At 74.1% G+C, this 14,230-nt stretch carries 14 protein-coding genes; 7 read left to right on the top strand and 7 right to left on the bottom strand.

What is annotated here, in order from left to right; translation table 11 throughout:
• Positions 1 to 9: 9 nt before the first annotated feature.
• The 3 genes from D7147_RS28785 to D7147_RS28775 are packed head-to-tail and all read right to left on the bottom strand — an operon-like array spanning position 10 to position 3,841.
• Entirely contained in the window at positions 10 to 1,617 is a 1,608-nt protein-coding gene (locus tag D7147_RS28785) for a prenyltransferase/squalene oxidase repeat-containing protein (RefSeq protein ID WP_233563546.1), read from the bottom strand.
• A complete protein-coding gene (locus D7147_RS28780) occupies positions 1,614 to 2,501 on the bottom strand; it encodes a terpene synthase family protein (RefSeq protein WP_233563545.1) in 888 nt (295 codons plus the stop codon). Before D7147_RS28780 ends, D7147_RS28785 begins: the two co-directional genes overlap by 4 nt.
• Positions 2,502 to 2,509: 8 nt before the next feature.
• The gene (locus D7147_RS28775; RefSeq protein ID WP_199734293.1) at positions 2,510 to 3,841 is read right to left on the bottom strand and encodes a cytochrome P450; all 1,332 of its coding nucleotides are present in this window, start codon (positions 3,839 to 3,841) and stop codon (positions 2,510 to 2,512) included.
• A 636-nt stretch (positions 3,842 to 4,477) separates the two neighbouring features.
• On the opposite strand from D7147_RS28775, the gene D7147_RS28770 reads away from it, so the two are divergent.
• On the top strand, positions 4,478 to 4,732 hold the full coding sequence (locus D7147_RS28770) for a DUF2630 family protein (protein ID WP_199716516.1): 255 nt from the start codon (positions 4,478 to 4,480) through the stop codon (positions 4,730 to 4,732).
• A gap of 100 nt (positions 4,733 to 4,832) precedes the next feature.
• Here the strand turns inward: D7147_RS28770 and D7147_RS28765 are convergent, their stop codons facing one another.
• The 3 genes from D7147_RS28765 to D7147_RS28755 form a co-directional block, all read right to left on the bottom strand.
• Positions 4,833 to 5,768: an RIO1 family regulatory kinase/ATPase domain-containing protein gene (locus D7147_RS28765; protein ID WP_120683260.1), complete on the bottom strand. Its 936-nt coding sequence runs from the start codon at positions 5,766 to 5,768 to the stop codon at positions 4,833 to 4,835.
• 322 nt (positions 5,769 to 6,090) lie between these two features.
• Positions 6,091 to 6,735: an HAD family hydrolase gene (locus D7147_RS28760; protein ID WP_120683258.1), complete on the bottom strand. Its 645-nt coding sequence runs from the start codon at positions 6,733 to 6,735 to the stop codon at positions 6,091 to 6,093.
• A 55-nt stretch (positions 6,736 to 6,790) separates the two neighbouring features.
• Complete coding sequence (locus D7147_RS28755; protein ID WP_120683256.1) at positions 6,791 to 7,651, bottom strand: carbon-nitrogen hydrolase family protein; 861 nt, start codon at positions 7,649 to 7,651, stop codon at positions 6,791 to 6,793.
• 101 nt (positions 7,652 to 7,752) lie between these two features.
• On the opposite strand from D7147_RS28755, the gene D7147_RS28750 reads away from it, so the two are divergent.
• From D7147_RS28750 to mug, 6 genes are all read left to right on the top strand, one after another.
• Positions 7,753 to 8,325, top strand: coding sequence for a TetR/AcrR family transcriptional regulator (locus D7147_RS28750; protein WP_120683254.1), 573 nt, complete (start codon positions 7,753 to 7,755; stop codon positions 8,323 to 8,325).
• Positions 8,326 to 8,417: 92 nt separating this feature from the next.
• Positions 8,418 to 9,338: a TIGR04222 domain-containing membrane protein gene (locus tag D7147_RS28745; protein ID WP_120683252.1), complete on the top strand. Its 921-nt coding sequence runs from the start codon at positions 8,418 to 8,420 to the stop codon at positions 9,336 to 9,338.
• Positions 9,335 to 10,153: a DUF692 domain-containing protein gene (locus D7147_RS28740; protein ID WP_120683456.1), complete on the top strand. Its 819-nt coding sequence runs from the start codon at positions 9,335 to 9,337 to the stop codon at positions 10,151 to 10,153. The genes D7147_RS28745 and D7147_RS28740 overlap by 4 nt, the downstream gene beginning before the upstream one ends.
• Positions 10,150 to 10,647, top strand: coding sequence for a hypothetical protein (locus D7147_RS28735; protein ID WP_120683250.1), 498 nt, complete (start codon positions 10,150 to 10,152; stop codon positions 10,645 to 10,647). Before D7147_RS28740 ends, D7147_RS28735 begins: the two co-directional genes overlap by 4 nt.
• Positions 10,648 to 10,670: 23 nt before the next feature.
• Positions 10,671 to 11,432: an SDR family oxidoreductase gene (locus tag D7147_RS28730; RefSeq protein ID WP_120683248.1), complete on the top strand. Its 762-nt coding sequence runs from the start codon at positions 10,671 to 10,673 to the stop codon at positions 11,430 to 11,432.
• The gene (mug, locus tag D7147_RS28725) at positions 11,429 to 12,115 is read left to right on the top strand and encodes a G/U mismatch-specific DNA glycosylase (RefSeq protein ID WP_120683246.1); all 687 of its coding nucleotides are present in this window, start codon (positions 11,429 to 11,431) and stop codon (positions 12,113 to 12,115) included. The genes D7147_RS28730 and mug overlap by 4 nt, the downstream gene beginning before the upstream one ends.
• Before the next feature lie 24 nt (positions 12,116 to 12,139).
• On the opposite strand, the gene D7147_RS28720 is transcribed toward mug, so the two are convergent.
• A complete protein-coding gene (locus D7147_RS28720) occupies positions 12,140 to 14,122 on the bottom strand; it encodes an ABC transporter ATP-binding protein (protein ID WP_120683454.1) in 1,983 nt (660 codons plus the stop codon).
• Positions 14,123 to 14,230: the final 108 nt, after the last annotated feature.

Below are 14,230 nucleotides of genomic sequence, written 5' to 3'. Positions count from 1 at the left end.
GGCCGCCGGTCAGTCGTCCACATCGGCCGAACGGAGGAGCCACCGGGCCGTCAGCACCGCTGCCTGCACGATCAGGGTCGGCCGGTAGAGATCCTTGTCGTGCCACAACTCCGGGCCGTCCTCATCGACATCCACAGTGGAGAGCCAGGATTCGGCGCGGGCGAGAGCGGCGGCGATCGGTGCGCTCCGGCGTTCCGCGGCGAGCAGCGTCTGCACCGCGTACGCGGTCTCCTCCGCGCTGCCCGCCCACCGGCCCCAGGACCCGTCCGCCCGCTGACCGGCCAGCACCCACGCCACCGCCCGGTCGACCGACTGCCGGGCGGCCTCGGTGCCGCCGTACTCGCTGAGCGCCGCCGCCGCACAGGAGGTGGCGTAGTACGGCGAGGCGTGCCACCGGTCCGGCCAGCGGCCGTCCGGCTCCTGCTGGTCGAGCAGCCAACGGGTCAGCCGCCGCACCGCGGACCCCAGCCAGGGCGTGGCCGGGCCGCCGTGGGGCAGCGACTGCCCGAGCGCGTCGAGCACGTGGGCGTTGGTGGTGACCGACGCGCCGTCCTCCCCCGGCCAGGTGCAGAAGTGCTCCCCCGTGTCGTACGGCCGCAGCACCATCGGATCGACCGGGTGGCCGAGCCGGGCGAGCGCGTAGAGGGTCACCGAGGTCGTGTCGGCGTCCGCCGGCAGGCCGGGTCCGGTGGGTGTGCCGGCCGGACCGAGGGCGGCGCGCAGCCCGGCGGTGAGCGCGGCGGGCACCCCGATCGGGACACCGGCCCGGGTCAGCGTGCCGAGTACCCAGGAGCGCTCGAAGACGGTGATCGGGCTGGCGCTGGGCACCGGTCCGCCATACTGCCGGACCAGGTCCTCCAGGTAGGCCCGGCCCGGCTCCTCGGCGCCGGGCTCCGGGCCGAGCCAGGCGGCGGTCGCCGCCGGAGAGGCCCCCACCGTGCCCGGGCCGACCGGGCCGAACCCGGCGACCCGCCGCGCGGCCGGGCCGACCACCTCCAGCGCGTGCGCGAGCTTCTCCGGCAGCGGCCGGCCGCCCGCGAGCAGCATCCGGACCCCCGCCAGCCGGCGATGGTCCATCCCCTCGGGCAGGGGCAGCCGGGCCGCACGCCAGCGGGTGAGGCCCGGCCGGTCGCGCAGCGCGTCGAGGTTCTCGGCGACGAGTTCGGTCAGGGCGGGCACGATCAGATCGGTAGCCGGCAGGTCGGGCGGTGGGGCGGCGGCCGGGCCGGTGAGCGCAGCGTGCAGCGCCCGGAGTCCCCTGTCGACGGCGTCGTCGATCCGGTCGCGGGTCGCCGGGCCGCCGTCGTCGCGACGCAGGGTCGTCAGCAGCGCCTCGATGGCGCTGAGCGTCGGCACCAGGGCGTAGCCGTCCGGACCGCCCCAGGCGCCGTCGGGACGCTGCCGACGCAGCAGCCAGTCGATCCGCTCGTCGTGCCCCGCGAGCCAGGGCGCCAGACTGACCAGGCGCCCGGTCTCGTAGACCGACGGTGAGGAGCGTCCGGACGGCGCCGCGAGCATCTCCGCCACCAGATCGGACGCCGGTGACCGCTCCGCCACCGCCGCGCCGGCCTGACCTCCACGCTCGGGTCGGGACAGGTCGTACGAGGGCGCGCTCACCGGCTGCCCCAGAAGTCGGTGGAGCCGTAGAAACCGCTCGTGTAACCGAGCTGTCGGGTCAGGTAGGTCGCCTCCCGGGGGCACCGGTCGGCGAGGTCCGCGAGCGTCTTACGGCAGCTCTGCGTCAACTCGGCTGCCCGCCGCGCCACCTCGGTCGGGTCACCGACCAGGGTGATGGCGTTCAGATCGCCCCACTCCCGGTCCCGCTCGTGGGTGGCCAGGTCGTTGACCAGGCGCAGCACCTGCTGCACCTGGTCGCTGGCGGCGACCAGCTCGGGCAGCCGGCGGTGCACGTCGGCGTCTCCGGTACGGATCCAGTGCGCCACGTTGACCACGGTGCAGGCGAGATTGTCCGCGTTGTCGAGGTACTCCTCGTAGCTCGGCGGCTGCCCGGCCGCCGTCGACTCACGCCAGTCGTACTCGCGCGCCATCGCCGCCAGGGTGCGGTGGACCGCCTCCCGCCACAGCGCGCGGGCCTCGGGATAGCCCGGCGACCGGGTCAACTCGCCGCACAGTTCGGCCAGGAACCGTCCCAGCGGATCCTCGGCGGCCGGGGCGGCGCCGTCGACGACGGCGAGCGTCTCCGCCGTGACCCGGTCGACCTCCTCGCGCGACTTCGCGAGGTAGTCGACCTGGAAGTCGAGCGCGAAGCCCCAGAGCACCATCCGGTTGGCGAACCTCAACTCCTCCACCGTGCACCACGGGGAGCTGAAGGCCATCGCCATCGCGATGCTGCTGTACAGCGCCGGGTCGAACGGCCGCGCGGAGAAGAGCTCGGAGTGCTCGGCGGCCCGCCGTTGCAGGTCACGCTGCCCCTTCGCGACGAGCGCGCAGATGCGGCCCTGCTCGGCCGCGAGGGACAGGTCGTCGTCAGATCGGTGCATCTCCATCCTCAGGCCGCGTCCGCCGTGCTGGTGAGGGTCAGCTCCACCCGCCTGCGGGGCCGCAGGGCGGCGGCGAGGCGCAGCCCGGGTACGCCGGATCGGCGCAGCCGGAACCGGTAACGGCTCAGCATGGTGGCGAGGATCAGCTGCGCCTCCAGGTAGAAGAGGTACATGCCGAGGCACTGGTGCGGGCCACCCCCGAACGGGAAGTGGGCGTAGCGGTGCCGGGCGCGGATCCGTTCCGGGGTGAACCGGTCGGGGTCGAACTCGTCCGGCCGGTCCCAGAACGCCGTCATCCGCTGGGTGATCAGCGGGCTGGCGACCATCGTGGCGCCGGCCTCCACCTGCACCCCGTCGATGACGTCGTCCGCGACCGCGCGCCGCGGGATGATCCAGCCGATCGGATAGAGCCGCAGCAGCTCGTCCAGGACCATCCGCGTGTAGGGCAGCTGGTTGAGGTGCTCCCGCTTGACGGGCCCGTCGCCGACCACCCGCGCGATCTCGTCGTAGAGCCGCTCGGCGACGTCGGGACGGTCGTCGAGGTGCGGCCAGAGCCAGGTGAGCACGTTGATGGTGGTCTCCGTGGTGGCCGCGAACATGGCCACCGTGTCGTTGCGTACCTGCTGCTCGCTGAGCTGCCGACCGTCCTCGGTACGCGCCTGCCAGAGCGTGGAGATGACATCGTCTCCCTCGTCGGCCGTCGCCCTGGACGCGCGCACGATCGGCAGCAGGACGTCGTCCACGACCTTCTTCGCCCGCCGGAACGGCCGGTCGCCCGGCATCGGCAGCGACAGCGGCGCGAACGGCACGACGATGCGGGGAATGACGGCGGTGGCGATGACGTCCTGCGCGTCGACCACCCGCATCGCGTCCGGTACGGAGATCTTCTCGCCGAAGAGCACCTTCATGATGGCTCGACACACGATGCGGGTCTGCTCGACTCCGATGTCGACGGTGCGGCCGTCCCGGGACGGCTCGTCGAGCTCGTCGACGGCCTGCCCGATCGCCTCCGCCATCCCGTCGACCAGCGCCTCGACGCGCTTGGCGGTGAACATCGGCTGGAGCATTCGCCGGCTGGCCGACCAGATCTGCCCCTCGCCGAGGATCCCCTCGCCGAAGAGGCGCTTCACGGGTCGCCAGAACAGCCCGTCGCCGGCCCGCTCGTAGTTCTCCGACCGATCGCGCAGTACGTGTTGCACGTGCCGGGGATCCGTCACCAGGTACGGCCGGAACGAGCCGAGGTTGAGGCGGATCAGCTCACCGCCGGTGCGGTTGCCGACGGTTATCAGCGCACGGGCCGGGTCTCGGAGCAGGCTCGGCACCATCTGGTGCAGCGGCACGGTGCGCGCTCGTCGGACGCGGGACTGCCCGGTATCTGGCGATTGCACCGGCGCCGAACCCCCTTATTGCAACTGTCTGTCGTGGATCGACTATGTGGAGTCAGGACTCAGCGAGCATGCCACCGCACCGTGGAACTTCTCTAGTCGCATCCGGAGAAATTTTCACGCGCCACAGGTGGCACCCACCGGCAAGACCGTGCGACGGCAGTGACGCGTTGCGCGGTTCCCACGGGGCGACGGTCCAGCGGGTACGCGTACCGGCCCGCCGGGAGGCGGCGACGCGCCCGGAGCGCGCCCGGGACGTCGACCGACCACGCCCTCCGGGTCGGCGTGGGACGGTGCGGCACGCCCGGCCCGGGTACGCGCGAGCGCCGCCCTGCCGGACGCGCTCCGGCCCGATCCGCGGCGACGGGGCCGCTCGGCGAGGCTGCCCGCCGGAGACGGCCCGCTCGGACGAAGCAGCCGGCCCGCTCGACGAACCAGCCGGCCCGGGGACGTGGACCGGCCGGAGCGGCGGGCGGTGAGCAGGGCTCGCCGGGCCGGGCCAGGCCAGGCCGGGATCAGGCATACCCGGCAGGTCAGCGGCCCTGATCGGCGGGGTAACCCGCGCGGCCCCGGGCACCCTGTGCCAGGCTCATGGTCATGGACGACAAGAACATCCTGAACCGGATCTCCGAGCTGGTCGACGAGGAGCACCAGCTGCGCGCGGCGGCGCAGGCCCACGAGAAGGGCACCGACGAGGAGGCGCAGAACCGGCTCCGCGAGCTGGAGGAGTCCCTCGACCAGTGCTGGGACCTGCTGCGCCGGCGCCGCGCGGCCCGGGCCAACCACGGCGACCCGGACTCCCAGGGCACCCGCCCCAAGCCCGAGGTCGAGCGCTACCTCCAGTGACCCCGACGGGTGGGCCGGGCGGGTCCGCCACCACGGCGCCGGCCGGCGGCCGGCCCCCGGCGACGCCGCGCCCGTGGCGCGACCGCCCGGCCCACCCGGTTCAGCGGAGCCCCGCCTCCCGCAGCAACTCCCCCGTCAGCGCGGTCGGGTCGGCCAGGTCGGCCGGTAGTCCCCGCGCCACGAACCAGGTGCTCACCACCCGGACGTCCCGGGCCAGGAACTCGGGCCCCTGCGGGTTGCCCACCACGTCGACCACCTGAGGCAAGTCGATCATGACGAGCCGGTCGCGGTGCACCAGGAGGTTGTACGGCGACAGGTCGCCGTGTGCGTACCCGGCCCGGGCCAGTACGACCAGCGCGTCGACCAGCTGGCCCCAGAGGTCGCGCAGAGCGGCCCGGTCCGGCCGAAGCTGGGCCAGCCGGGGCGCGGCCTGCCCCTCCTCCGGGTCACCGACGAACTCGAGCATCAACTCGGTGCCGCGCACCTGCACCGGGTACGGCACGGCGATCGTGCCGTACTCGGCGCCGATCTCCCAGAGCCGGGCGAGCGCGGCGAACTCGGCCGCCGCCCACTGCCCGGCGATCAACTGTCGGCCGAAGGCGGTCCGACCGGCCATCGCCCGGTTCTCCCGGGACCGGCGGACCCGCCGCCCCTCCAGGTAGCCGGCGTCCCGGTGGAAGAGCCGGTGCTCGGCGTCCCGGTAGCGCTTGGCGGCCAGCAGGCAGGCCCGGTCGGTGCCGGGGACCGCCCGGCGGACGAGGTGTACGTCCGCCTCCTTGCCGGTCTTGAGCACACCGAGTTCGGTGTCCTTCGCCGCCAGCTCGGTGACGAGCCAGTCGGGGTGTGGCTGCGGCCCGTGCACGGCGTCGTCCCAGGACGACCAGCGCTGGTCGGTCTCCGGATCGGAGTGGTCGACCGGGTCGATGGCGGCCGGCTCGGCGTGCCGGCCGCGCTTCAGGAACTGTGGTTCGTCGTCGTCGAAGCGGCGTCGGCCGCCCGCCCGGCGCTCCTGCGCCGGGAAGTCATGATCGCGCACTGCGGTGCTCGTCCCTTGTTCGAGGTGAATGAAGGCCGGTGGGAACGACCTGCGAAGACGGCCATGACCGACCCCCTCTCCTCGACCGGGCCAACGCCCGGGGTGCACCATGCGCGGATCATGCTGGCCGCCCGCCGAGCGACCGTCAACCGAAATACGGCCCGTCGGCCGGCGCGCCCTTTGGCCGGCCGACCCAGGTGCGAGCAGACGGTCACCTTCGCGCCGTCCGCCGGGCCGGAGCAGGGCCACGGCGGCGGATCCGGCGGGCACGCCGAAACAACGGGGCGGCCGAACCTCAGCCGGCCGGCAGCGTGGCCGGGGCTCAGCCGGCGAGCACCGCGGCGACCGCGGCGATCAGGCCGTCTGCCGTACGGGTCGGCCGGAACCTGCCGTCGGACCAGGTACGCCCCCGGTGCAGCCAGACGCTGGGCAGGCCGACCGCCGCCGCGCCGCCGATGTCCGCCTCCGGGCCGTCGCCGACGACCCACGCGCCCCGCAGCGGCATCCGTACCCGCTGGGCGGCGAGCGCGAAGATTCTCGGGTTGGGCTTGCTGACGCCCGCCTCCTCGGAGATCACCCAGTCGGCGACGTACCGGTCCAGCCCGGTCTCACGGATCTTGGCCTCCTGCTGCCGGACGGCGCCGTTGGCGACCACCACGGGCACCCAGCCGGCCTGGTCGGCGATCCGCAGCGCGCAGGCGATCAGCGGGTCCAGCCGGGTGTGCGCCACCAGCCCGTCGTGCAGCTCCTCGACCAGGTCGATCGAGGGCACGCGCAGGTCGTACCGGTCCCGGATCGCGTCGGCCACGTCCCAGCGGTCGGTCAGCCCGTCGGCGTCGATGGAGAGCAACCACTCGATGTCGGCCGCGGGCGCGCCGATGCCGTCAAGGAAGCCCTGCCCCCAGGCACGGAACGGCCCGGCCCGGTCGAGCAGGGTGTTGTCCAGGTCCATGAGGAGCAGTGGCACTCGGGCACCTTACGGTAATCAGCGCACCCAGCGACAGATCCGTTACGTGAACTCCTCAACCCAACAGGAACAGCCGGGCGGAGCCCTGGTCGGGCAGCCGGTCGACGAGCATCGAGTGCGCCGCCCGGGTGGCCGCCAGCTGAGCCGGGCGCAGCGTCACGACCAGCACCTCCTCGCCGGTGTCGGTGGCCCGGGCCAACGTACGCCCCTCCGGGTCGTAGACGGCCGCTCCGCCGTTGAAGTGCCACGGGTCGGCGCCCCCGACGGAGTTGGCGAAGACGACGTACATGGTGTTGTCCAGCGCGCGGGCCGGATAGTAGAGGTCGCGGCGGTGCTCGGAGCCGGTGAGGTAGCCGCTCGGGCAGAGGTAGCCGTGCGCGCCGTCGAGGGCGGCGGCCCGCCCGTGCTCCGGGAAACAGCCGTCGTAGCAGATGCCCAGCCCGAACCGCCAGTCGCCGACGGAGAGGGTGGCGCCCTGCGTACCGGGCACGAAGAGTTCGCGTTCCCCGCCCCAGAGCTGCTGCTTGTCGTACCCGGCCCGGACCGCGCCGGCGCGGTCGACGACCAGTGAGGAGATGGTCCGCCGCCCGTCGGGATGGCGTACCGCGGCGCCGATCACCACGGTCACGCCGCCGGCCGCCGCCGCTTCGCTCAACGCCGTGAGTCGCGGATCGTCGACGGTACGGTCGCCGGCCGCGGCCACGTCGGTGCCGACTGGGTCGGCGGCGAGGGTCGGCGGGTGGTATGCGGGCAGGAAGAGCTCCGGCAGGACGACGATCCGGGCACCGGCGTCGGCGGCCCGGGCGACCAGGCGGGCGGCGGTGCCCGCGTTGCCTGCGACGTCTCCGGGGACCGGCTCGGCCTGCACGGCGGCGACGGTCAGCGGGGCGGAGGGCAGGGGGGCGAGGGGTGGCATCACGGGGGCGATGCTAGACGGGCGGGCCGACGGCCACGGCCCCCAATCCCAAGCCGTACGTACGGTTTGCGTGACGTCCCGTCACCTGGGACGATCGACGCGTGCCCAGAGTAAGCCAGGACCAGCTCGATGCGCGCCGCCAGGAGATCCTCGCCGCCTCGCGGGCGTGTTTCGCGCGGCACGGATACGAGGGCGCGACCGTGCGCCGCCTCGAAGAGGCCACCGGGCTGTCCCGGGGCGCCATCTTCCACCACTTCCGTGACAAGGACTCGCTCTTCCTCGCCGTCGCCGAGGACGACGCCGCCGCCATGGTCGAGACGGTCGCCCGCAACGGTCTGGTCCAGGTGATGCGGGACCTGCTGGCCGGTGCCATGTCCCCGGACACCACCGGCTGGCTCGGCACCCAGCTCGAAGTCTCCCGCCGACTGCGTACCGACCCGGCCTTCGCCCGCCGCTGGGCCGAGCGGTCCGCCGCGATAGCCGAGGCGACCCGCGACCGGCTGGCCCGCCAGCGGGACGCGGGAGTGCTGCGCGAGGACGTCCCGATCGACGTGCTGGCCCAGTTCCTCGAACTCGCCTACGACGGCCTCGTGCTGCACCTGGCGATGGGGCGCCCCGCCGGCGACCTCGGCCCCGTCCTCGACCTGGTCGAGGAGGCGGTCCGCCGGCGCTGAACCGGCGGCTGGCACGCCCTCGTACGGGGTCGTGGCGTTGGCCGGGTTGCTCCACAATGAGTTCGCCGACCCTTCGGTGACAGGAGCAGCCGATGAACGAGTTCGATCTCGCCGCTTCGGGCGACACGTGGGGCATCTCCGGTCCGACCTTCCTCCGGTTCTACCTCGCCGCGGCGGCCGTGCTGGTGGCCGTCGCCGTGCTCCACCGGATCCGGCTGCGCGCGGTCGGGCGGGAGGGCGGTCGCAACCCGCTCGACCCTCAGCAGGCCGCGTACCTCAACGGCGGCGACACGCTCACCGTGCACGCGGCGCTCGCCGGGCTGCGCGCCGTCGGCGCGATCGACGTCGGGGCGAACCACCAGCTGAAGGCGACCGGCCCGCTGCCCGCCGGGGCGACGCCGCTGGACCGGGCGGTGCACCACGCGGCCGGGCAGCGGGCCCGGGTCCGCGAGCTACGCCGGGACCAGTGGGTGGACCGGGCGCTCACCGACCTGCGCGCCGGTCTCGAACAGCGCGGCCTGCTCCTGTCGTCGGCCCACCGCACGACCGCCCGGCGCGCCTCGTTCGCCCTCTTCGCCCTGATCGCCATCGGCGTGGTGCGCACGTTCGTCGGGCTCTCCGACAGCCGGCCCGTCGGCTACCTGTTCCTCAGCCTGCTGCCGCTCTTCGTGGTCTTCCTGTTCCTGAGCCGGGTTCCGCGAGTGAGCCGCGCCGGCCGACAGGCCCTGCGCGATCTGCGCCGGCAACACGCCCACCTCGCGCCCTCCTCCGCCCCGGCGTACGCGACCTATGGCGCGGTCGGCGCGGCCGCGGGCGTGGCGCTCTTCGGCGCCGCCTCGCTCTGGGCGCTCGACCCGGGTTTCGCCGAAGGGGCCGAGATCCCACGCCAGGCGATCTCCGACGGGGGCGTCGGCGCGTCCGGTGGTGACAGCGGCTCCGGCGGCGACGGCGGCTCCTGCGGCGGCGGTTCCTGCGGCGGCGGCGGCGGCTGTGGGGGCGGGTGCGGCGGGTGAACGGCCCGACCGGGGTCGGCATCGGCTGGCGCCCCGAGATCGCCGGCTTCGTCGCCGAACTGCCCGGACTGCGCTTCGTCGAGGTGGTGGCCGAGTCGCTGGCACCGTCCCGACCGCTGCCGGCGGGGCTCGCCGCGCTGCGCGAGCGAGGGGTGACCGTCGTGCCGCACGGGGTGCGGCTCTCCCTCGGCGGCGCGGAGCCGGTGCACCCGGAGCGAGTGGAGCAGCTCGCCCAGGTCGCCGAGCTGGTGGACGCACCCCTGGTCAGCGAACACATCGCCTTCGTCCGGGCCGGCGGGCTGGAGGCCGGCCACCTCCTGCCCCTACCGCGCAGCCGGGCGGCCGTCGACGCGGTCTGCGCGAACGTCGCGCGCGTCCAGGAGCGGTTGCCGGTGCCGATCGCGCTGGAACCGATCGCCGCGCTCTTCGACTGGCCCGACGACGAGCTGGACGAGGCCGCCTTCCTCACCGAGATCCTCGACCGCTCCGGCGCGCTGCTGCTGCTCGACATCGCCAACGTGTACGCGAACGCGCGCAACCGGCACGCCGACCCGCTCGACCTGCTCGACCGGCTGCCCCTGGAACGGGTCGCGTACGTGCACGTGGCCGGGGGCGCCGAGCACGGCGGTTTCTACCACGACACGCACACCGACCCGGTGCCCCCGCCGGTGCTGGAGCTGGTCGGTGAACTCTGCGCCCGGCGACGGCCACCGGCTCTGCTGCTGGAGCGGGACGGCGCGTACCCGCCGGCGCAGGTGCTGCGCACCGAACTCGACGCCGTCGCGGCCGCGTCCGGGTTCCCGGCGGTCACATGACCGGCGACGCGCCGGGCCGGACAGACGACCTCGCCGCCCGCCAGGCGGAGCTGGTCGCCGCGCTGGTCACCGGCGGGCCGGTACCGCCCGGATTCGCGCCCGCGCCGCTCGCCGCGGCCCGGGCGGCCCTGCTGCGCAAACGCGCCGGGGAGGTGGCCCGGCACTGGCCACTGCTCGCCGCGGCCCTCGGCGCGGAGTGGCCGGCGAGGTTCGCGGCCTGGGCGACCGACCGGCCGACCCACGGATCCCTGCGCGACGGTTGGGACCTGGCCCGCGCCCTACGCGACGAAGGGACGCTGCCACCGTTGGGCGCCGAGGAGCTGGCCGTCCGGGAGGCGGGCGCGCGCTACGACGGGCGGCGTACGCCACGCCCCCGCCGACTGCCGGCCCTGGGCCGCGTACGTGGCGCGGTGGCGGTCCAGCTCGCCGGCCGGGTACGCCTGCTCCGCCCCGCCTCCCGGGCGAGCCTCGACACAGCGGGTCGCGACCGCTGACTCGGTGCGGCAGGATCGGCACCATGGATCTCGGACTCCGCGAACGGGTGTACGTGCTGACCGGCGCCTCCCGGGGCCTCGGCTACGCGACCGCCGAATGCCTCGTCGCCGACGGGGCGCGCGTGGTGCTCTCCGCCCGGGACGCCGACACGCTGTCCGCCGCGGTGGAGCGCCTCGGCGGGCCGGAGCAGGCGGTCGGGCTGCCGGGCGATCTGGGCGACCCGACCCTGCCGGAGCGCCTGGTCGCGACAGCCAAGGACCACTTCGGACGGCTCGACGGCGCGCTGATCTCGGTAGGTGGACCGCCGCCCGGCAACGCCGCGTCGGTCACCGACGAGCAGTGGCGCACCTCCTTCGAGACGATCTTCCTGGGCACGATCCGCGCCATCCGGACGATCACCGCCAACCTGCCCGACGGCGGGGCGATCGGGCTGGTCCTGTCCAGCTCGGCGCGCAGCCCGCTCGCCGGGCTCGGCATCTCCAACGGGCTGCGGCCCGGACTGGCCGGCGCGGCGAAGGACATCGCCGACGAGTACGGCCCGCGCGGCGTCCGGGTCGTCGGCCTGCTCCCGGGCCGCATCCTCACCGACCGCAGCCGGGAGCTGCTGGCCGCCACGGGTGACCCGGACCGCGCGCTCACCGAGATCGAGGCGGGCATTCCGCTGCGCCGGATCGGCGATCCCGCCGAGTTCGGCCGCGTCGCCGCATTCGTCCTCTCCCCCGCCGCCGGCTACGTCACCGGGGTCACCATCCCCGTTGACGGCGGCTCGCTGCGCGGGCTGTGACTCCCGACCCGCCCGGCGGTCGGCGGCCCGGCCGGCCACGCCCCGGCGCACCCGCCCCCGGCGACCGCCGCCCCAGCTCCGGGCCAGGGCTCGGCGACCGCCGCCCCGGCCCCGTCACCGCTCCCGCCGGCCGGTATCCGCGTCCCACCCGGGAGGAGCTCGCGGCGGCGGCCGACCGCCTCCTGCCCGACCTCATCGCGCCCGGCCTCGACGTGCTCTTCGTCGGGATCAACCCGGGCCTCTGGTCGGCCGCCGTCGGCTGGCACTTCGCCCGGCCGGGCAACCGGTTCTGGCCGGCGCTGTACCGGGGCGGCTTCACCCCACGACTGCTGCACCCGAGCGAACAGGACGAGCTGCTCGGCTACGGGATCGGCATCACCAACCTGGTGGAGCGGGCCAGCGCCCGCGCCGACGAGTTGACCGCCGCCGAGCTGGTGGCCGGGGCGGAGACGCTGCGGGAGAAGGTGGCCCGGTACCGGCCGCGCTGGGTGGCGGTGGTGGGCGTGACCGCCTACCGGATCGGGTTCGCCCGCCCGAAGGCGACGTTCGGCCCGCAGCCGGAGCGGCTCGCCGACGCCCGGCTCTGGGTGCTGCCCAACCCGAGCGGCCTCAACGCGCACTTCACGCCCGAGAGCCTCGGTGCCGCCTTCGCCGAGCTGCGCCAGGCGTCGACCGCGCTCTGACCCGGGGAGCCGCCGCAGCCCCGTTCAGTTCGCGGCGGCCGGGGGCAGCGCCTCCTCGGGCAGGTACGTGCCCATCGGCATGACCACCGGCTCGGGGCCTGTCGCGTCCGTGTACGGGGCGGGCGAGTCGGCGACCGCGAACTGCGTCCGGTAGAGCTCGGCGTAGAGGCCGCCCACCGCGACCAGCTCGTCGTGCCGTCCCCGCTCGACGATCCGGCCGCCGTCGAGGACCAGGATCTGGTCGGCGTCGCGGACCGTGGAGAGCCGGTGCGCGATCACCAACGCCGTACGCCCGGCCAGCGCCACCGACAGCGCCCGTTGGACCGCCGCCTCGCTCTCCGAGTCGAGGTGGGCGGTGGCCTCGTCGAGGATGACGATCGAGGGAGCCTTGAGCAGCAGCCGGGCGATCGCGATCCGCTGCTTCTCGCCGCCGGAGAAGCGGTAGCCGCGTTCGCCGACGGTGGTGTCCAGCCCGTCGGGCAGCGACCGGACCAGGTCGGCGATCTGCGCGCCGGCCAGCGCCGTCCACAGCTCGTCGTCGGTGGCCTCCGGCTTGGCGTAGCGCAGGTTCTCCCGGATCGACTCGTGGAACAGGTGCGAATCCTGGGTGACCACGCCGATCTCGTCGCGCAGCGACGCGAGCGTGGCGTCGCGTACGTCGACGCCGCCGACGAGCACCTGGCCGTCGCTGACGTCGTAGACGCGCGGGATGAGCATCGAGAGCGTCGACTTACCGGCGCCCGAGGGGCCGACCAGGGCGACCATCTGTCCCGGCTCGGCGGTGAACGAGACGCCCCGCAGCACCGGCTCGCTGATCGTCCGGTCGAGGGTGGCGACCTCCTCCAGCGAGGCGAGCGAGACGTCGGCGCCGCTCGGGTAGCGGAACCGCACGTCGCGGAGTTCGACCCGGCCGTTGCCCCGGGGCACCGGCACGGCGTCGGGCTTCTCCTCGATCGACGGGCGCAGGTCGAGCACCTCGAAGACGCGGTCGAAGGAGACGAGGGCGCTCATCACGTCGACGCGGACGTTGGAGAGCGCGGTGAGCGGGCCGTACAGGCGGGTGAGCAGCAGCGCGAGCGTCACGACCGTACCGGCGCTGACGCTGCCGGCGACCGCGAGCCAGCCGCCGAGGCCGTAGGTGAGCGCCTGGGCCAGCGAGGCGACCAGCAGCATCGCCACGAAGAAGGTCCGCGAGTACATCGCGGACTGGATGCCGATGTCGCGTACCCGCTCCGCCCGGCCGGCGAACCGGCGCGCCTCGCCGTCCGGCTGGCCGAAGAGCTTGACCAGCAGCGCCCCCGCCACGTTGAACCGCTCGGTCATCGTCGCGTTCATCCGGGCGTCGAGGTTGTACGCCTCCCGGGTGATGTCGGCGAGACGCCGACCGACCCGGCGGGCCGGAATGATGAAGACCGGCAGCAGCACCAGTGACAGCGCGGTGATCTGCCAGGAGAGCGTGAACATGACGCCGGCGGTGAGCACCAGCTGGATGACGTTGCTGACGATGCCGGAGAGTGTCGAGGTGAAGGCCCGCTGCGCGCCGAGCACGTCGTTGTTGAGCCGGCTGACCAACGCGCCGGTCTGGGTCCGGGTGAAGAACTGCAACGGCATGCGCTGCACGTGGTCGTAGACCCGGGTGCGCAGGTCGAGGATGATGCCCTCGCCGATCCGGGCGGAGTACCAGCGCTGCGCCAGGGAGAGCAGTGCGTCGGCGATCGCGAGGCCCCCGATGATCAGGGCGAGGCGTACGACCAGCGAGCCCGCCTCGGACCCGCCCCGGTTGATGGCGTCGATGACGTCACCGGCGAGCAGCGGCGTGGCCACGCCGATGATCGCGGCGATCACCACGGTGATCAGGAAGACCACGATGTCGCGCCGGTACGGCTGGGCGAAGGCGAGGATCCGTTTCGCCGTGCCTCGCTTGAGCTGGTGCGCAGAGACCTCGTCCTGACTGCGCATCGACCGGAGCATGCTCCAGCCGCCCATGCCCATGCCACCGCCGCCCATCGGGTTGGACACGCTCACCTCCAGGATCGTCGGGCCGACCACACCCAGGTCAATTCTCCCGACGACACTGACAACCTAAGCCGTAACCCAGATCTTCCCGAACGGTCC

Origin of the sequence: Micromonospora musae (assembly GCF_003626545.1) — a bacterium.
Taxonomy (GTDB): Bacteria; Actinomycetota; Actinomycetes; order Mycobacteriales; family Micromonosporaceae; genus Micromonospora; species Micromonospora musae.
Note: the sequence above shows the minus strand (reverse complement) of the source record. Positions and strands in the feature narration are given on the sequence as shown.

Coding starts and splice junctions, on each gene's coding strand:
- D7147_RS28720 (WP_120683454.1), bottom strand. CDS start 14,122: ATGGGCGGCGGTGGCATGGGCATGGGCGGCTGGAGCATGCTCCGGTCG.
- D7147_RS28745 (WP_120683252.1), top strand. CDS start 8,418: ATGAACGAGTTCGATCTCGCCGCTTCGGGCGACACGTGGGGCATCTCC.
- D7147_RS28730 (WP_120683248.1), top strand. CDS start 10,671: ATGGATCTCGGACTCCGCGAACGGGTGTACGTGCTGACCGGCGCCTCC.
- D7147_RS28780 (WP_233563545.1), bottom strand. CDS start 2,501: ATGCACCGATCTGACGACGACCTGTCCCTCGCGGCCGAGCAGGGCCGC.
- D7147_RS28755 (WP_120683256.1), bottom strand. CDS start 7,651: ATGCCACCCCTCGCCCCCCTGCCCTCCGCCCCGCTGACCGTCGCCGCC.
- D7147_RS28735 (WP_120683250.1), top strand. CDS start 10,150: ATGACCGGCGACGCGCCGGGCCGGACAGACGACCTCGCCGCCCGCCAG.
- D7147_RS28770 (WP_199716516.1), top strand. CDS start 4,478: ATGGTCATGGACGACAAGAACATCCTGAACCGGATCTCCGAGCTGGTC.